Origin of the sequence: Pseudomonas sp. NFPP02 (assembly GCF_900119355.1) — a bacterium.
Classification (GTDB): Bacteria; Pseudomonadota; Gammaproteobacteria; order Pseudomonadales; family Pseudomonadaceae; genus Aquipseudomonas; species Aquipseudomonas paracarnis.
This window is the reverse complement of the sequence record NZ_FPJI01000015.1, coordinates 118,747-140,240: the sequence shown is the minus strand read 5'-3', so window position 1 is coordinate 140,240 and position 21,494 is coordinate 118,747. Positions and strand designations below refer to the sequence as shown.

Annotated in this window: 15 protein-coding genes and 1 pseudogene; 2 read left to right on the top strand and 14 right to left on the bottom strand. The window is 60.3% G+C overall.

From position 1 onward, the window contains the following. Nucleotides 1–1,277, bottom strand: a pseudogene (locus BT204_RS23355) (hypothetical protein); the annotation flags it as partial. A 197-nt stretch (nt 1,278–1,474) separates the two neighbouring features. Here BT204_RS23355 and BT204_RS23350 point away from each other — a divergent pair. After that, complete coding sequence (locus BT204_RS23350; RefSeq protein WP_057974810.1) at nt 1,475–3,034, top strand: hypothetical protein; 1,560 nt, start codon at nt 1,475–1,477, stop codon at nt 3,032–3,034. 57 nt (nt 3,035–3,091) lie between these two features. Here the strand turns inward: BT204_RS23350 and BT204_RS23345 are convergent, their stop codons facing one another. The 5 genes from BT204_RS23345 to BT204_RS23325 form a co-directional block, all read right to left on the bottom strand. Continuing rightward, on the bottom strand, nt 3,092–3,271 hold the full coding sequence (locus BT204_RS23345; RefSeq protein ID WP_034126032.1) for a hypothetical protein: 180 nt from the start codon (nt 3,269–3,271) through the stop codon (nt 3,092–3,094). Nucleotides 3,272–3,427: 156 nt separating this feature from the next. Then, a complete protein-coding gene (locus BT204_RS23340; protein WP_072448451.1) occupies nt 3,428–4,600 on the bottom strand; it encodes a lactonase family protein in 1,173 nt (390 codons plus the stop codon). After that, nucleotides 4,590–4,877 (bottom strand): DUF5629 family protein, encoded by a 288-nt coding sequence (locus tag BT204_RS23335; RefSeq protein ID WP_072448450.1) that lies wholly within the window; start codon nt 4,875–4,877, stop codon nt 4,590–4,592. The genes BT204_RS23340 and BT204_RS23335 overlap by 11 nt, the downstream gene beginning before the upstream one ends. Before the next feature lie 491 nt (nt 4,878–5,368). Next, nucleotides 5,369–7,744 carry an efflux RND transporter permease subunit gene (locus BT204_RS23330; RefSeq protein WP_057974813.1) on the bottom strand — a complete coding sequence of 792 codons (2,376 nt, stop codon included), beginning with the start codon at nt 7,742–7,744 and terminating at the stop codon, nt 5,369–5,371. A gap of 18 nt (nt 7,745–7,762) precedes the next feature. Then, nucleotides 7,763–8,800 carry a WD40/YVTN/BNR-like repeat-containing protein gene (locus BT204_RS23325; RefSeq protein ID WP_082430472.1) on the bottom strand — a complete coding sequence of 346 codons (1,038 nt, stop codon included), beginning with the start codon at nt 8,798–8,800 and terminating at the stop codon, nt 7,763–7,765. A 440-nt stretch (nt 8,801–9,240) separates the two neighbouring features. Between BT204_RS23325 and BT204_RS23320 the strand changes: the two genes are divergently transcribed. Beyond that, the gene (locus BT204_RS23320; RefSeq protein WP_057974814.1) at nt 9,241–10,356 is read left to right on the top strand and encodes a Gfo/Idh/MocA family protein; all 1,116 of its coding nucleotides are present in this window, start codon (nt 9,241–9,243) and stop codon (nt 10,354–10,356) included. Nucleotides 10,357–10,470: 114 nt separating this feature from the next. On the opposite strand, the gene BT204_RS23315 is transcribed toward BT204_RS23320, so the two are convergent. The 8 genes from BT204_RS23315 to praA form a co-directional block, all read right to left on the bottom strand. Further along, the gene (locus BT204_RS23315) at nt 10,471–12,174 is read right to left on the bottom strand and encodes an AMP-binding protein (RefSeq protein ID WP_054920791.1); all 1,704 of its coding nucleotides are present in this window, start codon (nt 12,172–12,174) and stop codon (nt 10,471–10,473) included. Between the two features lie 31 nt (nt 12,175–12,205). Continuing rightward, on the bottom strand, nt 12,206–13,504 hold the full coding sequence (locus BT204_RS23310) for an acetyl-CoA C-acetyltransferase (RefSeq protein WP_072448449.1): 1,299 nt from the start codon (nt 13,502–13,504) through the stop codon (nt 12,206–12,208). After that, complete coding sequence (locus tag BT204_RS23305) at nt 13,501–14,391, bottom strand: MaoC family dehydratase (RefSeq protein ID WP_072448447.1); 891 nt, start codon at nt 14,389–14,391, stop codon at nt 13,501–13,503. The genes BT204_RS23310 and BT204_RS23305 overlap by 4 nt, the downstream gene beginning before the upstream one ends. 3 nt (nt 14,392–14,394) lie before the next feature. Beyond that, on the bottom strand, nt 14,395–15,738 hold the full coding sequence (locus tag BT204_RS23300) for a 3-oxoacyl-ACP reductase (RefSeq protein WP_054920795.1): 1,344 nt from the start codon (nt 15,736–15,738) through the stop codon (nt 14,395–14,397). Nucleotides 15,739–15,965: 227 nt separating this feature from the next. Next, nucleotides 15,966–18,476 (bottom strand): acyl-CoA dehydrogenase, encoded by a 2,511-nt coding sequence (locus BT204_RS23290; protein ID WP_072448443.1) that lies wholly within the window; start codon nt 18,474–18,476, stop codon nt 15,966–15,968. 213 nt (nt 18,477–18,689) lie between these two features. Next, nucleotides 18,690–20,135, bottom strand: coding sequence for an outer membrane protein transport protein (locus BT204_RS23285; protein ID WP_072448441.1), 1,446 nt, complete (start codon nt 20,133–20,135; stop codon nt 18,690–18,692). 142 nt (nt 20,136–20,277) lie between these two features. After that, nucleotides 20,278–20,763: an alkane oxidation protein activator PraB gene (gene praB / locus BT204_RS23280; RefSeq protein WP_014718293.1), complete on the bottom strand. Its 486-nt coding sequence runs from the start codon at nt 20,761–20,763 to the stop codon at nt 20,278–20,280. Between the two features lie 135 nt (nt 20,764–20,898). Then, nucleotides 20,899–21,393, bottom strand: a complete 495-nt coding sequence (praA, locus tag BT204_RS23275; protein ID WP_014718292.1) for an alkane oxidation protein activator PraA — start codon at nt 21,391–21,393, stop codon at nt 20,899–20,901. Nucleotides 21,394–21,494 lie beyond the last annotated feature (101 nt).

The window sequence follows — 21,494 nt, the reverse complement described above, 5'->3', positions numbered from 1 at the left end:
TCGCGGCCGATGCGATGTTCGATGGTGTTATCGGCGCTGCTGACCCGGAAGATGACTTCGATATAACCGTCCTTCGGCCAGCTCCCTTGAAGGGGGAAGCGTACGGTCGCGTCGACATCCGGCTCGATATGGCCACCCTGGTCCTCGTCTATCGTCGGCGCCGGCCACCTGACGACTTGCCCCACGACGTCCAGATAGAGTTTTTCGGAAGGCTGTTGCACCGCGCCATTCTGATACAGGGCATGCACGCTCGCGCTGCCTTCGGCAATCGCGCTCACCAGCGCGTTGGGAACCTCAAAGGTATAAAGGCCTGCTCTACTGAGTTCTTCGGTGTGCGTATAAGGGATCGAATTGCCTTCACTGTCCAAGCCGGCCCAGATCAGCGTCACGTGGGAATAGGCGCTAGCCTCCTGGGAGAGGACCCAAAGGGCCACTTCCACATCCCAACTGCCCAGTTCCGCGAGGTCGATTTTCGTACCGGTGTCTGGAAACTGCAGCCACGGCGCTTCGGGGCGCACCTCATTGAGGTGCACATCAATCAACGACACCGCCGACCAGCGCGCCCGCTCCTCCGGCAGATTGCCGCCCGCGTCCCGCACCTGGTAAGCCACGCGCGTAAGCCGGTTATTGCCCGCGGCGCTGATAGTGGCGTAGTCGACGGTCAAGGTGATGTCACGGCCCACTTCGCCGGGTTGGACCCGGTGCTGAACCACTTGCGAGCCCCAGGCCAGAGTGATCAGGTCATAAGCGCGCATGTTTAGCCAGTAGCGAATGATGATCTTGACACCCGCCAGTGCCTGCTGCTGGTTGACGCCATGCAGCAAAACCTCCGGTGGGACCTCATACGCCAGCCCCTGGTGGCCGGGCAGACTGTCTTTGTCTTCGCCACCGGGGCGAGTCAGGCTGACCCGTAACTTGATTTCTTCGGTGAATGACTCATTGCCGCTGCTGCGCCTTAGCATGCCACGTACACCGTCGACCAAGTACGGGACGATATGGTGCGCGGGAACAGTCATCGGGAACAGGTCAAGGTTTTGCTCGCCTTCGCGAATCGGCGTAGAGGCCACGGGAATATTACGGTTGCCCCAGAACAGTGAGGCAACACTGCCCGGAGTGACGCCATCTTTGGGGTTGATCAGGTAGACCACCAACGGCACCTCGGTATGCCGCAGGCCGATACCGCCATGCGCCCCTTCGATATCACCATCAATGGCCGGTTCCATCAGCGGAACAACGATGGGCGGCAAGAGGGGGTCAAGTGTTTTGATCTTGGGCATGGCGAGAATCCTCACGGTCGTGCGCTGTTGGCTTACCACTATCAAACGCCTGAAATCGCGGCGTGCCTACTGTCAGAATTAACAGGTAGTGCAGGATGCACCTGGATCGGTACCTGTTAATTCTGACAGTAGCCAATGCCCGGATTCAGGCGTTTGATAGCGCCAACAGCACACTTCGCAGGAACAGGAGAACAGCCATGCCAGCCAAAAAAAACCAGACATCCGCGCCTGCGACCAAGCCAGCAGCGGCAGAGGGAAAGACCAAAACCAAAGCCTCTGCCAAACAGAAGGTTCCGGCCCCATCACACACCATCATGACGCTGGAGGAAAAGAAGGCGCCCAAGTACCTCGACCGGCTTTACATTCCCGGCATGAGTGAGAACGTCAAAGGCTACGACGCTGGCGTCCCGAAGTGGTTGTTTGAGTCGGGCATGACGATTCAGGTAGACAAAGGCTGGGCCGCGGCCCCCGGCGATGTCATCACGGTCGGTAAACTACTCGACGACGGCACCGTGTCGGTACTCGCCACCAAGCAGCTCAAACCTGGCGAGGAGCTGAACAACGCCTACTTTTTCGCCGCCGAACAGAAGGACCTGCCCGACGGCCCGTATGCCCTGGTGTATGTGGTCCACTATGCCGGCGGCACGGACTACGACAGGTCTTACCCGCTGCTGACGCTGGTCAAGACCGACCTTCCCGCCGGTGACGACAACGATGGCCCTACAGTACCCGGGCATTCAGGACTGAAATTCAGCGTATCCGAGACGGTCATCGTCCCAGGCAACGCCAGCAAAGGCGTCACTATCACGCTCCAGCCGCCCCCAAACACCAACCCAACCGATGAAGTCGATCTTCACTGGGGATCGGTGATCAAGACGCAAAACATTGCGGGGGCTCTCAAGCCCACAGTGATCCTGGTGACTTATGCGGATTTGCTTGAAGCCGGCGACAGTGATCGCCTGTACGTCTGGCTGGAGGTGCGGGACCTGGTGGGGAATGTCTCGACGCCCGGCTCGGCCAGCGTGGAGGTCTCGGTGAACCTGGGCCAGCAACTGACGGATGGCCCCGTCATCGTCAATGGCGGGCCACCTGGCTATATCGACCTTGAAGTCGTGGGGGAAAACCCCCTGGAGATGCAGGTTCGCACGCCGTCAAGCGTGGGCCAGGTGGGTGATATTTATGATGTGATGTTCCGCATCTACCCGCCTAAAGGTGGCGTCAAAATCATTCACAAATTTGTCGAGATCAGGCGAGGTGGCCAGGTCTATTCAGTGTTCATCGATTACCTTGATATACGGATGGCCGCTGAGGGCCGGGTGGAGACCAGCTTCGTATTGAGAAAGTCCGGCCCGCCCTACGAGGTGTACTCCAAGAAAACCAGCGCCGAGGTCAGAGGCTCAGTGGTTCGCCTGGAGCCACCGGACCTTGAGGGCTACCCAGACGATCACATCGGTAACGACCCGGCGCATGTCATCGCACGCTGCCCCTACTATGCCTGGCGGCAACCCACCGACGAGATTCTGTGGATCTTTCGACTTGTAAAAGGGTTGAACGAGGTGATCCTCCATACCGAGACACAAGTCGTCGGCCAATCCTGGCCCGTCGGTGCGCCGGTCAAGCAGGTGTTTTACTGGGAACAATTGCGCCAGTTCAAAGGCTACAGCTTCGAGTTCTATTACGTGATCTCAAGCAGCTTCACCCGCGCGCGCGCAATAGACCTGAATGAATCCTTGCGTCGGATATTGACCATCAGCTAGATACGTCAAACCCCAAGGCACTCTCGCGAGTGGCTTGGGGTTTGAATCCCTCGACAATCAGTTTTGAATCTTGTGATCCAGCGCCGCATAAAAGTTGGCACTCTGTTGCAGGTACTTCTGAGTATAAGCCGTGACATTGGATTTTTTGCCGGTGACTTCCACGCTGGCGGCGGCAGGCAAGGCCACGGTGGCGGAAACAGCAGAAGCAGCGATGATCGAGAAGAGATTGAAATTCATGGCGGTAACCCTTGTGTTCGTTTGGTTGGGTGGCCTGGGAAGGCCTTGGAACCCAACTTACGCCCGAGGGTTGAACCTTAGAAATGCTTTGAAACAGTAGCCGTTATCACTGCGATTAATACAACGGCTCAGGCCCCGCATTGCGGGGCCTGTGGCTTATTGACGCACCAGGAACTTGAGGTCACTGGGGGCATCAATCGGCAATTTCTGCACGGTTTTACCCAGCAGGCCGGTCTTGGAGTCGCGTTCGACGACGACAATTTCATTGCTTTTCTGGTTGGCGATCAGCAGGAATTTTCCGCTAGGGTCGAGGCTGAACTCACGCGGATGGTCGCCTTCGACAGAACGCCGCTGAATTTCCTTGAGGTGCGCAGTGGCTGGGTCGATGCTGAACACCAGCATCTGATTGGCCGTGCCACGGTTGCTCACGTACAGGAATTTGCCGTCGTTTGACGCATGCAACGCCGCACCGGCCTTGTCGGACACCGGTTGGCCGGCGGCATAGTCGAGCAACTGGGTTTGCGTCAGCTTGCCGTCGTTGTAATCGAACACGGCTACCTGGGCGCTCATCTCAGTGGTCAGCCAGGCGTGTTTGCCGTCCGCGCTGAACAGCAAGTGACGCGGCCCGCTGCCGGGTGGCAACTGCACCGACGCCGGGTCGGCCGCTGTCAGTGGCAGCTCGTGATTGGCCTTGGGGTCGTAGCGGTAGGCAAACACCTTGTCCGCGCCCAGGTCCTGCACGAATACATACTTGCCGTCCGGCGACGACACGACCGAATGCACATGGTTGGACGCCTGGCGCTCCGGGTTCACACGGCTGGCCGGGTGCCCGCTCAATTGCACCGGTGCCGACAGCTTGCCGCTGGCATCCACCGGCAGGATCGCCAGGCTGCCACCCGGGTCTTCCACCACCGAATAGTTGGCGACGAACAGGTAGCGCCCATCGGCGGCCACACTGGAATGGGTCGGCTCATTGCCCAGGCTCTGCACCTGGTTGATCAGGGTCAACTGGTGGTTCTGGGGGTCGATGCTATAGCTGCTGACACGGCCCACCGGGTCTGCCTGGCCGGGGCCGTTCTCATTGACCACAAACAACTGCTTCTGATCTTTGGAGATCGTCAGCCAGGAAGGGTTGGCGGTTTTCGCCGCCAGCACTGGCTCGCCGCTGAACTGCCCGGTGCTACTGTCGAATTGCAGGCGGTAGATCCCTTCACTGGTGCCGGCCGTATAGCTGCCGACAAACAGTTCATGGATATCGGCCGGTGCGGCCTGCACCGACATCGCACCGACACTGCCTGCCATCAGCAGGGGCCAGAATTTACGCATCATCTGCTTCGTCCTCGTCGTTATTGTTGTCGCCCTGGATGGCGCTCAAGCAGACCAGACGGTGTTCACCGTCGTCGTTGATCAGCAACCAGCTTTGCGAGCTCTCGTCAAAGGTAGCCGCCTCTAACTGTTCTGGACTAAAGGTCCAGCGCTTGAGTTCCCGGCCATCCATGCTTTGGATCTGCAGTTGCTGATCAAGCTCGAAGTCAAAGGCGTGCAGCCCATTGATGATCAGCATATCGCTGGTGGCAAGGACGCAGGTCAGGGTGTCAGCAGTCATGGCAGTCAATCATTTTGGGGAAAGCCGCAATGATAGCCCAGGCTGTAACCTAGAGGTTGAACACTGCGGTGATGCTATCGCAGCATAGGTATCTACAACTTCGGTACGACGCTAAACCTGTGGCGAGGGAGCTTGCTCCCGTGACGGCCTGACAGCCAACGCCCGCCTACCTGACACCCCCACGATCAAACTGTGGGAACTGGCTTGCCTGCGATGGCGGCCTGACGGCCGACGCAGTTATACCGGGTAAATATCCATTCCTGCGGTATCAGACATGTAGGCGCTCTGATCCAACATCCCAGTTGGCTGCCAGGCCGTCTTCGCAGGCAAGCCAGCTCCCACACTTGGCACGGTGCGTCAGTTGGATCAGCTTCGGCTGTCAGGCCGTCACGGGAGCAAGCTCCCTCGCCACAGGTCCAGCTTTGCGCCAACGTTGTGTAGATACCTATGCCTATCGCAGGCAAGCCCGCTCCCGCCTTTTGGGAGCAGGATCAATGCGCGAACAACGAGTTGCCCTTCTGCCCTGCCAGCTTTTCAGGCTTGATCAGGAATCGTGCCAGCGCCGGCAACAGCCACAGCGCGCCGAACATGTTCCACAGCAGCATGAAGGTCAACATCAAACCCATGTCGGCCTGGAACTTGATGGCCGAGAAGATCCAGGTGCACACGCCGATGGCCAGGCACAAGCCGGTGAACAGCACGGCCTTACCGGTGGACTTCAACGTCTGGTAATACGCCTCTTGCAACGGCAAGCCAGCGCGCAGGAAGCTTTCCAGACGGCTGTAGATGTAGATGCCGTAGTCCACGCCAATCCCCACACCCAGGGCTACCACCGGCAAGGTTGCGACCTTGACGCCAATGCCCATGAACGCCATCAGTGCGTTACCCAGTACCGAGGTCAGCACCAGCGGCAACACGATGCACAGGGTCGCCGCCCAGGAGCGGAAGGTGATCATGCACATGGTCGCCACGCACAGGTACACCAGGATCAGGATGATCAGTTCCGACTCCTTGATCACCTCGTTGGTGGCCGCTTCGATCCCGGCATTACCCGCTGCGAGAATGAACTCCAGGCCGTCCTTGTTGTTTTCCTTGGCGAAGTCCTGCACCGCATGCACCGCGCGGTCGAGGGTTTCGGCCTTGTGGTCGTTGAGGAACACCAGCACCGGCGCCAGGGAGCAATTGTTGTTGTACAAGCCATCGGCACGGGCGATGGAGTTGTTCAGCACATCCGGGTTGCGCGACAGGGTTTCCCATTTCAGGTTGCCCTCGTTCATGCCCTTGATCATTTGCTTGGACACGGTCACCAACGAGATCGCCGACTGCACGCCCTCGGTGTTCTGCATCTTCCACATCAACTGGTCGATGGGCGCCATGGCTTCATAGCGCGAGCAGCCTTCGGCCTTGGTCTTGACCATCACCACCAGCACGTCGGAGCTGGTGGAGTAATTGCTGATGATGAAGTTGTTGTCCTTGTTGTAGCGCGAATCCGGGCGCAGTTCCGGTGCGCCTTGGTCCAGGTCGCCAATCTTCAGGTTCTGGCTGTACCAGAGGCCGCCACCAAAGGCGATCAACGCCAGGAACACCGAAACCGGCGCGACTTTCGGGCTGGCAAATTTGGACAGCAGGCGCCAGAAGCTATGTTCGCGGTTCGCGTCTTTCTTGCTCTTGGCGATGGCGCGCTTGCTGATGCCCACGTAGGAAATCGCGACCGGCAGCAGGATCAGGTTAGTGAACACGATCACCGCCACGCCGATGGACGCGCCGATAGCCAGTTCGCGGATCACGCCGATGTCGATGATCAGCAGCGTGATGAAGCCCACCGCATCCGCCAGAATGGCGATCATCCCCGGCAGGAACAGTTGCCGGAAGGTGCGCCGCGCGGCGGTGAGGGCGTTGTCTGCCTCGCTGGATTGCAGGGCAATGCCGTTGATCTTCTGCACACCATGGGAAATGCCGATGGCGAAGATCAGGAACGGCACCAGCATCGAATACGGGTCCAGTCCGAAACCGAAGAAGTGCATCAACCCCAGTTGCCAGACCACCGCCACCAATGTCGTGCTCAACACCGCAATGGTGCTGCGCAGGCAGTTGGTGAACCACAGCAGCAGAATCAGGGTGATGACGAACGCAACGCCGAAGAACAGCACCACCATCACCAGGCCATCGATCAGGTCGCCGACCTTTTTGGCAAAGCCGACAATATGAATCTTGACGTTGGGGTTCTGGGTTTCGAACTTGTCGCGGATCTTGTCTTCGAGTTCATGGGAGAACTTGCGGTAGTCCAGGGCCAGCAACTTGCCCTGGTCTTGCGGGTCCGGGTAGGACTCCAACAGCGGGATATCAACGATGCTCGACTTGAAGTCATTGGCGACCAGCCGCCCGACCTGGCCGGACTTGAGCACGTTATTGCGCAACTGGTCGAGGCTCTGCGGCGAACCGTTGTAGCTCTGCGGGATCACCTCCCCGCCGGCAAAACCTTCTTCGGTCACCTCGGTCCAGCGCACGCTGGGGCTCCACAGCGACTTGAGGCCCGAGCGGTCCACACCGGAGATGTAGAACACCTCGTCGTGGATCTGGCGCAGGGTCTCCATGTACTCCTTGGTGAAAATGTCCCCGTCCTTGGCTTCCACCGAAATACGCACGGTATTGCCCAGGTTGGCCAAATCGTTACGGTGCTCCATCATTTTTTCGATGAAGGGGTGCTTGAGCGGGATCATCTTTTCAAAACTGGTGGACGGGCGAATCAAGGTCGCCTGCCAGAACAGGAAGAGGCTCACCAGCAGGCAGATGACGATCACCGCCGGGCGATTGTTGAAGATCAGACGTTCAAGAAAGGTCGCTTTATCGTTGTGATGACTGCTCATTGAATCCCCGCCTTCTTATTATTGTGAGAGCTCTGCGCCGGCCGATGTGGCAACCCGCACGCCACCCTGCCCCGCGAGGATCAAATTGCCATTGCCGGCCGCCGTGACCGCCGAGAGTGAAATACGGTCCGGGCGATTGAACACACTGAAGGTCTGGCCGTCGTCGTGGCTGACCACCACGCTGCCGCCGTTGCCGACCACAACAAGGGAACCGTCCTCCAGCAAGGTCGCCCCCGACAGGCCAAACTCCAACGCGCCACGCGCTGCGTTCAATTGGACCTGTTCCCAAGTGCTGCCGAAATCAGTGGAGCGGTAGAGGTTGCCGCGCAACCCATACGCCAGCAGGGTTTGCGGCTGTGCGGTGCTGATCACGCCAAACAGCGAACCCTCGTAGGGGCCTTCGAGTTTTTCCCAGGTCTGGCCGTCGTCGCTGGAGCGAAACATGCTGCCTTGCTCACCGACGATAAAAAGGCCGGCGCCCTTGACCTGGGCGATGGCGTTGAGGTGGTACTGGTCTTCGTTGTCGAGACGCTCGCTCACATCGTTCCAGGTTTTGCCGGCGTCGGTGGTTTCGATCAACGCACCGTAGGCACCCACGGCCAGGCCGTGGTTGGCGTCGTTGAACCACACATCGAGCAACGGCGCTTCGCGTTTGAGGTCTTGATATTGCTGGGTCCACGTGGCGCCGCCATCGGTACTGGCAAGAATCTGCGCATCGTGGCCGACGGCCCAACCGTGCTGATCATCAACGAAAAACACCGCCGTGAGCAGTTGCCGGGTGGGTACTTTGGCTTGGGCCCAGGTGTTGCCCTGGTCATCGGAATAAAGGATATGCCCCCGATCACCGACCGCCACCAGGCGCTTGCCCGCGTGAACCACGTCGATCATCAAGCCTTTGGCGGCCTTGGGGGATTCAATTGCAAAGACTGCGGCGGCGGAGGTATCGCTGGCGGCCAGAACCGGCAGCGACAATGCGCTGCCAGCAAGCAGCGAGAGCGCTGTGGCCAGCAACGCAACCCTGCGTGCGGCGCGTGGGCGGCAAACAACCCAACCCATGACAGGCTCACTCATAGACCTTTCTCCCATTTATTATTGTTAGGTCGTCTTCTCTGCCAGGACCTTGAAACCTGCAATCTAGAGCGCCTGGAGGAAGCAGGAGCCATCCTATCGGGCTTTGGAATCGTCTGACAATCGGCGCTACGTTATCTTTTGTTAACTGGCGGCGTTTGGCCATGTGCTGAATATAGCTATATCAGCTGAAATGATGGCCCCACGTGATCGACGTGATCGTTCCCACGCTCCGCGTGGGAATGCATCCTCTGACGCTCTGCGTCCTCACCGCGCAAACAGCGGGGCGCAGAGCGCCCGGGCGGCATTCCCACGCGGAGCGTGGGAACGATCAGGAAAAATGAATTTTTTATTCTATCTATTGAATTCAGTGAATTTTTATTCCATTAATAGCTTTCCTGAAAACAATAATCCAAAGGACCACGACGATGCGTGAACTCGGAATCGGCTTGATCGGCACAGGCTTCATGGGCCGCGCCCACGCGCTGGCGTTCAACAACGCCCGGGCGGTATTTGAACTGCCGGTGCAGCTCAAGCTGGCCGCCCTGGCCGATGCCGACACCGAACGCGCCCAGCGTTGCGCCAGCGCCTGGGGGTTTGCCCAGGCCCATGGTGACTGGCAAGCGCTGATCAACGACCCAAAGGTCGACGTCGTGGCCATCACCACCCCCAACCATTTGCATTACCCCATGGCCATGGCCGCGATTGCGGCCGGCAAAGCCGTGTATTGCGAGAAACCCCTGGCCGTCAGCCTCGAACAAGCCGACGCCATGCGCCGCGCAGCCCATACCGCCGGGGTGGTGACGCGTGTCGGCTATAACTACCAGCACAACCCCATGATCGTGCTGGCCCGGCAGATGATTGCCCAGGGCGAACTGGGCCAGATCATCAGTTTCCAAGGTGAGTTCAGCGAAGACTTCATGGCGGACCCGGCCTCCCCTTGGTCGTGGCGCTGCGAAGTGGAGCATGCTGGCGGCGCCCTGGCTGACCTGGGCAGCCATTTGCTGTCAATGGCCCGCTACCTGGTGGGCGACGTGACCCATGTCTGTGCCGATACCCAGACCGTGCATAACCAACGCCCCGCCACTGCCGGCAGCCCAACCTCAAAAGCCATTGCCGTGGATGACCAGGTGCACGCCCTGCTGCGCTTCGCCAACGGTGCACGCGGCACGGTGAGCAGCAGTTGGCTCAAGCACGGTTACAAGAACCATCTGAGTTTCGAGATCAGCGGCACCCAAGGCACGCTGGCGTTTGACCAGGAGCGCTTGAATGAACTGCGCCTGCACCGCATCGGCCAGGACGGCTTCCAGCGCCTGCTGGCTGGCCCCGCCCTGCCCGGCTATGCGGCGTTCAGCCCGGCGGCGGGGCATCAGTTGGGTTACAACGAATTGAAGACGTTGGAAGTGCACGAGTTGATCATGGCGCTGGCCGGCCAAGGGGATCAGGGGACGGACTTTGAAGCGGCGTGGGAGGTGGAGCGGTTGGCGACGGCGATTCGAGTGGCCGCCCTTGAGGAACGCTGGGTAAAAGTGGGCACGGTTTAAAAAGTGGGAGCGGGCTTGCTCGCGAATACGCTGTGTCAGTCGGCACCTTCAGTGCCTGAACCGCCGCATTCGCGAGCAAGCCCGCTCACACATTTGGTCATCTGAACCATTCAATCAGCGCAAGGCCCGACGCAGCACTTTGCCCACCGTGGTCTTGGGCAGTTCCGTGGTGCGAAACTCCACATACTTTGGCAGCTTGTACCCCGTCAGGTACTCCCGGCAGTGCGCAAGAATCTGCTCCTGGGTCAGGGTCGGGTCCTTGCGCACGACGATGATCTTGACCTTCTCCCCGGTCACTGGGTCTTCGACCCCAATGGCCGCCACTTCAGCAACCCCAGGGTGCATGGCCACCACGTCCTCGATTTCATTGGGGTACACGTTGAAGCCCGAGACCAGGATCATGTCCTTCTTGCGGTCCACCAGGCGGATATACCCGCGTGCGTCCATCACGCCGATGTCCCCGGTGGACAACCAGCCCTCGGCATCCAGCACCTCAGCGGTTTCCTTCGGCCGTTGCCAGTAGCCCTGCATCACTTGCGGGCCACGTACTTGCAACTCGCCCTGCTCGCCGATATCCGCCAGTTCGCCGTCTTCGCGTACGAAGCGCACCCAGGTAGAGGGCAATGGAACGCCAATGCTGCCGGTGAATTCCATCTCGCGCATGCGGGAAATATCAATAGGGCTGATGCTCACCACGGGCGAGCATTCGGTCAGCCCGTAGCCTTCGATGATCGGCAGCCCGGTCACCTCTTTCCAGCGCTTGGCCACGGCGGTGTGGGTGGCCATGCCGCCAGCAATCACCAGGCGCAGGTCGGAAAAGTCCCGTGCACAAAATTCCTTGTTCTCCAGCAACCCGTTGAACAGCGTGTTCACCCCGGCAATGCCATTGAAGCGTTCCTTGCGCAGGATCATTTGCACGCGCTTCACGTCCCGAGGGTTGGCGATGAGGATATTGCGCCCGCCCAGGCACATGAACATCAGGCAGTTCACCGTCAGTGAGAAGATGTGGTACAGCGGCAGCAAGGTCACGTTGGTTTCCTGCTTGTGCAGGTTTAACTGGTCACCGACCCAGGCCTTGGCTTGCAGCAGGTTGGCAATGATATTGCGATGGCTGAGCATCACGCCCTTGGCATCGCCGGTGGTGCCGCCGGTGTATTGCAGGAAGGCCAGTTCATCGCGGTGCAGGCTGACCGGCAAATGGTGCATGGCCCTGCCCTGTTTGAGCACCTGGTTGAAACGCAGCGAACCGGGCAGCCTGAAGGCCGGTACCTGCTTCTGCACGCTGCGCAGGATGAAGTTCATTGCCGCGCCCTTGAAGGTGCCCAGCAAGTCGCCAATGGCCGCGACCACCACTCGCTTGACGCTGCTGCCCACCATGGCTTTTTCCAGGGTATGCGCGAAATTTTCGAAGATCACCACGGTTTCGGCGCCACTGTCCTTGAGCAGGTGCTTGAGTTCGTGGGCGGTGTACAACGGGTTGACGTTGACCACCACCGCCCCGGCCAGGATCGTGCCCAGCAGGCAGATCGGGTACTGCAAGCAGTTGGGCATCATCAGGGCCACGCGGTCGCCCTTCTTCACGCCCTGGTCCTGCAGCCAGGCGGCAAAGGCAATGCCCTGGGTGCGCCAATCGGCATAGGTCATTTGCGTGCCGATGCTGACGTAGGCCACCCGTTCACGGAACTTCTCCAGATGCTCCAGGAACACTTCGCGCAGCGACGGGTAATCCTCGATCCCGGCGTCAATGTCCGCTGGCACGCCGGGCAGGTAAGTGTTCAACCAAATACGTTCGGTGTGTTCCAGGCTGATAGCGTTCATCGCAGTGTCCTTATTGTTGTTTTTGATAGCGCTACTTTTCGACGATGGCGGTGATGCCCAACCCACCCGCCGCGCAGATCGAAATCAGGCCGCGACCGCCACCGCGTTCATGGATGGCCTTGGCCAGCGCCGCCAGTTGCCGGCCACCGGTGGCCGCAAACGGATGGCCGCAGCCCAATGAGCCGCCGTTGACGTTCATCTTGGCCCGGTCGATGGCGCCCAGGGGGGCGTCAAGGCCGAGTCGCTCGCGGCAATACTGCGGGTCTTCCCACGCCTTGAGCGTGCACAACACCTGGGCGGCGAACGCTTCGTGGATCTCGAAGAAGTCGAAGTCGGCAAACCTCAAGCCTTCCCGCGCAAGCATGCGTGGCACGGCGTAAGCCGGCGCCATCAGTAGGCCCTCGGTGCCGTCGACAAAATTCACCGCAGCCGTTTCGCCGGTGCGCAAGTAGGCCAACACCGGCCAGCCATTGGCGGCGGCCCATTCTTCACTGGCCAGCAGCACCACCGAGGCGCCATCGGTCAGGGGCGTGGAGTTGCCGGCGGTGAGCGTGCCGTTCTGGCGGTCGAAGGCCGGCGACAAGCCGGCGAGCTTTTCCAGGCTGATATCGGCACGCAGGTTGTTGTCACGGGCCAAGCCGCGATGGGGGCTGATCAGGTCGTCGAAGAAGCCACGTTTATAAGCCGCATCCAGGCGCTGGTGGCTGGTGAGGGTCAGCTCGTCCTGGGCCAGGCGTTTGATCTGCCAGCGCTTGGCCATTTCTTCGCAGTGCTCGCCCATGGACAGCCCGGTGCGCGGCTCGCCATTGCGCGGCAGCAATGGTTTGAACAGCATCGATGGGCGCACTTTCATCAAGGCCTTGAGCTTGTCGCCCAGGCTTTTGGCGCGATTGGCCGCGAGCAAGGTATGGCGCAAGGATTCGTTGATGCCAATGGGCGCGTCGGAGGTGGTGTCGGCACCACCGGCAACGCCCACTTCGATCTGGCCGAGGGCGATTTTATTCGCCACCAGCAGCGCGGCTTCAAGCCCTGTGCCACAGGCTTGTTGCACATCATAGGCAGGGGTTTGCGCAGACAACGTGGTGGACAACAGCGCCTCGCGGGCCAGGTTGAAATCCCGCGAGTGCTTGATCACCGCTCCGGCAGCAAACTCACCCAGGCGTTGGCCGTGCAGGTTGTAGCGATCCACCAATCCTTGCAGGGCGGCGACCAGCAGGTCCTGGTTACTGTCGTGGGCATACACCGTGTTGGAGCGCGCAAATGGAATACGGTTGCCGCCGATAATCGCCACGCGGCGGGTCGGGGCTGGGGTAAAACTGTAATCACTCATTGCTGGCTCTCTTTCCAAATGAATAGCCCGCGCATATGGGGCTTGTCCCCGACAAAATTGCGCACTTCGAACTCGCGCCGTGGCCCGCTCGCCGGGTGGCCCCACAGGGCGACCTGGCCGGGCAGGAAGATCGGCAATTTGAAGTCGCAATGTGCCTCGGCCTGGTCCAGGCCACCGGGCGGCTGTTGCGCTGCCAATGCGCGGCCCAGGGTCCACATGCCATGGGCGATGGCGCGACGAAAGCCGAAGAGCCTGGCACCGATGACCGACGTGTGAATGGGATTGAAATCCCCCGAGACCTTGGCAAAGCGTCGCCCCAGGTCGGCGGGCAGTACCCAGCGCTGGGTGCGTAACAGACCGTCTTCCTGTAGCGGCAGAGGGTCATTCCAGGGTTCACCCACCGGATTGCTGACGTCACGGCGCAAATACAGACTGTCGCTTTCCCACACCAGGGTTTCCTGGCTGTAGGCACGGGTGGCGATACTCAAGGCCTGCCCTTTTGGATGGGCCACCCAGCGCTCGCAATACACCTCCAGGCGCAGCGCCTGGCCCTCGTGCAGGCGCTGGTGCTGATGAATGCGATTGGCCAGGTGCACCATGCCACTGGCCGGGTACGGGAAGCTCGGCCGGGTCAGCAGCATGAGGTGCAGAGGGAACGCCAGCACATGGGGATAGGACAATGGCACGCCCTGTTCGCGACGAAAGCCACACGCCCGTGCGTAAGCGGCGATACCGGCCGACGAAAGCTCCACCGCGCTGCGCACCAGGCGTGCTGCAGGCAATGGCGGCGCACCGTCGAGTTTGGGTTTGCGCAAGGCGCGCAGGCCGTCGAGCAACAACTGCGTGCGCGACGGCGGTGGGTCGATAATCTGCGTCACGTAGTCCATCGGTCAGGCTCCCAACAGGCTTTGGCCGCACACCCGCACCACCTGGCCATTGACGCCGCCCGACGCCGGATGCGCCAGCCAGGCAATGGTCTCGGCCACGTCGATGGGTTGCCCGCCCTGGGACAACGAATTCATGCGCCGCCCCGCTTCGCGGATCATCAGCGGGATCTTCGCGGTCATCTGGGTCTCGATAAAGCCGGGTGCCACCGCGTTCACCGTGACCTGCCGGACTGCCGCACGCGGTGCCAGGCCCTGTACCAGGCCTATCACACCGGCCTTGGACGTGGCGTAGTTGCTCTGCCCCAGGTTGCCGGCGATACCGGAAATCGACGACACGCACACAATGCGCCCACCAGGGTTCAAGCCCTGACTGTCGAGCAAGGCCTCACTGAGCTGCCACGGTGCTTCGAGATTGACCGCCAGCACACTGCGCCAGGCGCCCTCGGTCATTTTGGCGATGGTCTTGTCGCGGGTGATCCCGGCGTTGTGCACCACCACATCAAAGGCGCCGTATTGGCTGACGTGGGTTTGCAACAGTGAGGCGGTGTCGGCGGCGGTAATATCCAGAGGCAACGCCGAACCGCCCACGCTGGTCGCCGCCTGCTGCAAGGCTTCCTGGGCCTGGGGCACGTCCACACACACCACATGGGCACCGTCCCGCGCCAGCACCTGGGCAATCGCCAGGCCGATGCCACGGGAGGCGCCGGTGACCAGGGCGCGTTTGCCGGCAAAGGGTTTGTCCCAGTTGATGGCGGCATGGCCATCGACCGGTTTTTCCAGGCGCACCACCTGCCCCGAGACATAGGCGGAACGGCGCGACAGGAAAAACCCCAGGCTGCTGTCCAGCGCGTCTTCCGCGCCCGGCGCCACGTACAGCAGTTGCACGGTGATCGCGCGGCGCAGCTCCTTGGCCAGCGACCGCACCAAGCCTTCAAGGGCGCGTTGGGCGATGGCCTGGGGCAAGTCGTCGCAATGCTCGGGTGCCGTGCCGAGCACCACTACTCGGCCATGCTGGCTGAGGCGCTTGGCATTGCTGTGAAAGAACAGGTAAAGCTCATCCAACTGTTGCAGGTCGGTCACGCCGCTGGCGTCGAACACCGCGCCTTGCACCTTGACCGTGGACGGTGCCTTGAGCGTCGCCGGGCTCGCGGCGACGGTGTCGGTGGCGCTGAACACGCGCTGCACCGAGGCCACCAGGCGCCCTGCCCCGGCGATGATCACAGGATTAGCCAGGCCGGCCTGGCCGCTGCGATGCCGTTGCAGGGGCAAGGGTTGCGGCAAGCCGACCGCCTGGGCCAGACGCCGGCCCCAGGGAGAATTGACGAACGAAAGGTAGCTGTCACTCATAAGGAGTCCACTCACAACACAGTTCTTGCCTGATAAACCGGTCAAATGTGGGGAACTGGATCGCCCTCTGTAGGAGCGAGCTTGCTCGCGAAAAACGTCAACGATAACGCTGGCTTCCTGAATCAACGCGGCGCCTGTGAGTTCTTCGCGAGCAAGCTCGCTCCTACAAAAAGCCTTCTGCCTGGTATTCAAGGCAAGCAGTTCCCACCTGTGGACCGGGTTTTCTCTTAATTGACCGGGACGCTGCGCCGTTTGGCCACCGGCTCGAGCGCCTGCTTACGCTGCTGCAGAGCCTCCAGCAAACCAAAGTCCTGGGGAAAGTCGTCCACCTGGATACCGTGGTCGGCGTATTCCACATAGCGCGCCAGCAAGGCGTCTTCGTCGTCGCTGATCAAATCCAGCGCCCGCGCCTTCACGCGCCAATCGGTGAAGGCCGTGGCAGAAATCGGCAGCGGGCCGAGCAGACCTTGCTTGATGGCGGGCTTGAGCCGCGCCTCGATCAGCTCCACTTGGGGCAGCAAACGGAAACCCAATTCGCCGTAGGCCAGCTTGTCGACTTCCGCACGTGGGATGTAGGAGTTGGCCAGCAAACGGTCGCGGGTCTCGCCAGGGGTCTGCACCACCTCCGCCACCTGCGCCAACAGGCGGTCCGACGGTTTGCGCAGCGGGATGCCAAACGGAAAGCTCAAGGTGCGCACTACTGCTGCTGCGGGTTTTGAAGGGTAGTTGTCGAGCACTTCGGCCAAGGCTTCGTGGGCGCGCAACAAGGCGTCCTGGGCCGCCCAGTGCACCAGCGGCAAGTCCGCCTGGGGCCTACCGTCATCCTCGAAGCGCTTGAGCACGCAAGACAGGATGTACAGCTGCGACAAAATATCCCCCAGGCGCCCGGTAATACTTTCCTTGCGCTTGAGGGCACCGCCCAGCACGCCCATGGAAATATCCGAGATCAGCGCCAGCACCACCGACAGCCGATTGGCCTGGCGGTAGTAGGCAGCCAGCGCCGGGTCGGTCTTGGCCGGCGCCGCGATCAGGCGCCCGCCGGTCAGGGCATGCACCGCTGCGCGTACGGTGTTGGCCACGACAAAACTCACATGGCCAAACATTGCGCTGTCGAAGTCTTCCAAGGCCTTGCGCCGGTCGGGGTTGTGCGCCGCCTCCATCTCGCGGAACACGTAGGGATGGCAACGAATCAAGCCCTGGCCAAAGATGATCAGGCATCGGGTCATGATGTTCGCGCCCTCCACCGTAATGGCGATGGGACTTTGCTGGTAGGCACGGGCGAGGAAGTTATTGGGGCCCATGCAAATGCCTTTGCCGGCGACGATGTCCATGCCGTCGTTGACGATGATGCGCGCCCGCTCTGTGACGTGGTACTTGGCAATGGCCGAGATCACCGACGGTTTCTCGCCGGCGTCCAGGGATGCCACCGACACCTTGCGCACCGCATCACAGGCATACAGATGCCCGGCCATGCGCGCCAGCGGCGCCTGTACACCTTCGAACTTGCCGATGGGCAGGCCGAATTGCTTGCGCATCGCCGCATAGGCTGTGGTACCGCGCACCGCCACTTTACCCAGGCCGACGTTGGCCGAAGGTAGGGAAATCGCCCGACCTGCCGCCAGGCATTCCATCAACATGCGCCAACCGTTGCCGATTTGTTCGCGGCCGCCGATCACCCATTCCAAGGGAATGAACACATCCTTGCCGGTGGTTGGGCCATTCTGGAAAACCGCATTCAACGGCCAGTGACGCCGGCCGCTGTTTACCCCTGGATGGGAGGTGGGGATCAACGCACAGGTAATGCCCAGGGAACCTGGCGCGCCAAGCAGGCCCTGCGGGTCTTCGGCGCGGAACGCCAGGCCCAGCACCGTGGCAATCGGGCCGAGGGTGATGTAGCGCTTGTCCCAGGTCACTTTGAAACCCAGTACTTCCTCGCCCTCATGCATGCCTTTGCAGACAATGCCCAGGTCGGGGATCGCGCCTGCATCCGAGCCGGCATAGGGGCTGGTCAGGGCGAAACACGGAATGTCGTCACCGCGTGCCAGGCGCGGCAGGTAGTAGTTGCGCTGGGCGTCGGTGCCGTAATGCAGCAGCAGCTCGGCCGGGCCCAGGGAATTGGGGACCATCACCGAAATCGCTGCCGCCGAGCAGCGTGTCGACAGCTTCATCACCACCTGGGAATGGGCGTAGTGGGAGAAGCCTTTGCCGCCGTACTGCTTGGGAATGATCATGCCGAGGAACCCGGCATCCTTGGTGTACTGCCAGCCCTCTGGGGACATGTCCTGCCAGACCTGCGTGGTTTCCCAGTCGTTGGCGATGTCGCACAGGGTTTCGACTTCGTTGTCGAGGAAGGCTTGCTCCTCCGCGCTCAGGCTGGCCGGCGCGGCTTGCAGCAGGCGCTGCCAGTCGGGCTTGCCGCTGAACAGCTCGGCATCCCACCACACGGTGCCGGACTCTATCGCCGCACGTTCGGTATCGGACATCGCCGGCATGATCGTGCGAAACAGGCCCAGAGCCTTGGTGGTCAGCAGCTTGCGGCGCAGGGGTTTGATTGCCAGCACCAAGGCGGGCAGCACCACCAGCAAAGCCGCGACAGTAAGGCCCAGGCCGGCCACCGCGTTGAACAGGTAACCAACCGCCAGCCAAAGGATGCCGGCGCTTAGCCACAGGGCGGCGGCGGCTTGTCGGTAAGCCAGGGCAATCGCTGCTGCGATACCCACCAATAACCAGATAAGCATGGGGGAGACCTCTACTTGATTCAGGACGTGAAACCACACTACAAACTTCAAATCATTAATTCAAATTTTGTTTTGAAATTTTTATTTAATTCCTTGCCGAAAAAATAGGCTGACCGGGTCAGCCTGACGAAAGAAGGAATCAACGCACGTCGCCGAAAACAACAGCCATGGCAAGGCCTCCAGATGCGCTGAGTGCCCTGCCTTGCACGCGCCTCAGAACTTATAAGTCGCCGACAGGCTGACCACGTCACCTGAGGATTCAGCTTTGCCGTCCAGCTGCGCGCCTCCAAGGCGGTCAACGTTCTTGGTCTTCAGATTGACCTTTTCGACAAACTGGTGCGAGTAGGCGGCATCCACCGACAGGCCTGGCACCGCCTTGATGTCATAACCTGCACCGAACGCAAGGAAGTAGCGATCCCCGTCGGGGATCCGAGGGTCACGGGTGGAGTTTCGGGTCGGTGTCTGGTCGTAAGCCACGCCGGCACGGAGGGTGAGTTCGTCGGTCGCTTTGTAGTCGCCGCCGATAGAAGTCATCCACGCGTTCTTGTAGTTGTAGGGTATGGCAACGATGGTCGAGCCTTGTGACTTGAGCGTGAGGTCCTTGAACGAGGACCACTCTGTCCACTGGGCACTCACGCCCAGCGTCCAGCGATCATTGAACTGGTGGACCCAGTCAATCGCCGCCGTCGCCGGGATATCCAATTGAGCACTGGCATGCGCGCCATCCGGGAACAGTTTGAGACCAGGGTAGGCCATTTCAACCAGCGTTTCGCCGTTCGGACCAATCGGGTTGGTCATCGCGTTACGGCCAATCGCGTCTGTATAAACGTCGTACTTGCCCGTCATCTTGTTTTTGATCTTGGCGTGATAATTCACGCCCAGCGTGTCTTGCGCTGTCGGCTTCCAAACCACGCCGCCAAACCAGCCCACTGAGATATTGTCGACTTTCACGCGTATCAAGGAATGCCCGACGCCGGTCGGAAAACCGGTGCCTCCCAGACCGGGAGAGACATCCGCAGCAGCCAACAGGTCAACGTTCTGGCTGACGTTCCCTTGGCTACGTTGAACGATGGCACCGGCACCGACGGAAAACTCATCATTGACCTTGAATGACAAGGAGCCTGTCAGGCCAATGGTCTCGATCTTGGTGTCAACGGCGAAATCTCGCAGCTTAGAGTTTTCGTTCCACGTACTTTTCATGCCTTGCGGTACGACTTGGCTCAGGCCAAAAGCAAAACGGTCGCCGATGGGCATGACCATAAAGCCAGTAGGTAGCCATGCGGTGAAACCACCCTGGCCGCCATTATTCGTATTCAGCGTCGGATCGCCCAGGTTGCCCTGATCATCCAGCACCGGCGTATTGGTCACCGGGTTACCGTTATGGTCATACGCCTGGCCAGAATATTTGATCTTGATCCGGGCGTAATCGACGGTCTGCTGCACGATGGTTGAATCGATGAACGCCATGGCCGCCGGGTTGTTGTACGCGGCACTGGGGTCGTTCTTGAACAATGAACCGCCACCAAACGCGCGCCCCCAGCCAGGCGCACCGTAGGTTGGCGTGGAGAAGCCGCCCGCCTGCACATTTCCTGTGGTCATCAAGCCTCCCAACAGCGCCAACCCCAGTAACGTGTGAGCGTGTTGTTTCTTATTATTCATGCGCTGCTCCTTATTATTATTTCGCCCGGCCCCTGCCGGTGGGTCGTGTGGCCGTAGGCAGACCGTAAGTACCCTGCCCAACCGATGCCTCGCATGAGGCATCGGCCTTTCAACGGGTGATCAGCCCTCTGGAGTCACATGCTTACGGGTTAACCGTCAGCGTCGGGGCAACAACATTCAGCGATACGACAGTGCAGTTGCCGGTCAGCGACTGATTGGTAGCCGAAAGTGTTTTGGTACCAGGAGTCCAAGCCACGGCAATGGTGGTAGGGCCGCAGTTAGTGGCCGGAATCGAGGAGATTTTGTAGCCTACGTTGGTCACGGTGCCGGTGGTGCCCGTCGCAGCGGTAAGAACCCAAGGCAGGTTAGTCAGCGTGGGCAGTGCGCACAGGCCGCCGCCGGTCAAGGAAGCACCGTTGATAGAAGCCACGCCACCGCTAACGTTGCCGGTAAAGGTAATGCCGCAAGTCACTGCCGCACCAAAGGATGAGGGCGACTTCACCACGATGGTACCGGCATTAGTCGAGAACGGACCGTCTGGAGAAACGGAAGCCGCGCTCGCCATGGAGGCGGCACCAAAGCACAGAGCAAACGAAGTTGCACAAACGAGGGTTTTCAAGCTTTTCATTGTTTTTCCTCACATGTAATGGCGATTCATTTCGCCAGGGGGTAATGGCCATGATCGAGAGGTCACGGTGAAACTGCAGAACTTCCCTTTCCAGCCAAATTTCAATGCATTTACCGCTACAACTGTCGGAACGTGTTATTCGACAACTTTGAAGTTGGGCGGCATCTTGATCGACACCGTCTTGATCTTGCAGTCTTCGCCAATCGCAACATCAGCGGCTTCCAACTTGCCGGTGGCGTTATCCCAAGTTCCGTCGGCCGTCGACGGCCCACACTTGCCGCCCAGGCCAAAGGCATGCACGTCCACGCTGATCTTCGACATGGAGCCGCTTTTTGTATCTTTGGCGATTAACACCCAAGGCAAGTTGATGGCTTCGACACGGCTGCACTTGAGGCCACCGTCGAACTCGACTTTGTCGACATTCACCGATGAACCATCGGCTGCAACCTTGCCGGCTACCTTGATGGTGCAATCGGCACTGATGAGCTTGCCTTTGGAAAAGCTGATAGGCCCCTGGGCGGTGAAGGCACTGCCGGCGGGTTCGATACGCGCAGCCTGGGCCTGGTGGTAAGCAATCAGGCCCATGGCCGCCAACAGGATGTGGGCGGTGAACTTGGCAGAACTTTGCATGGTGTACGTCCTTCCCTTGAAATTATTGTTGTAGGGTCAAACCAGGTGCTTGCACTCAATACTCCAGGCGATCAGAACCTGCGCGATACACAGATCCCGAG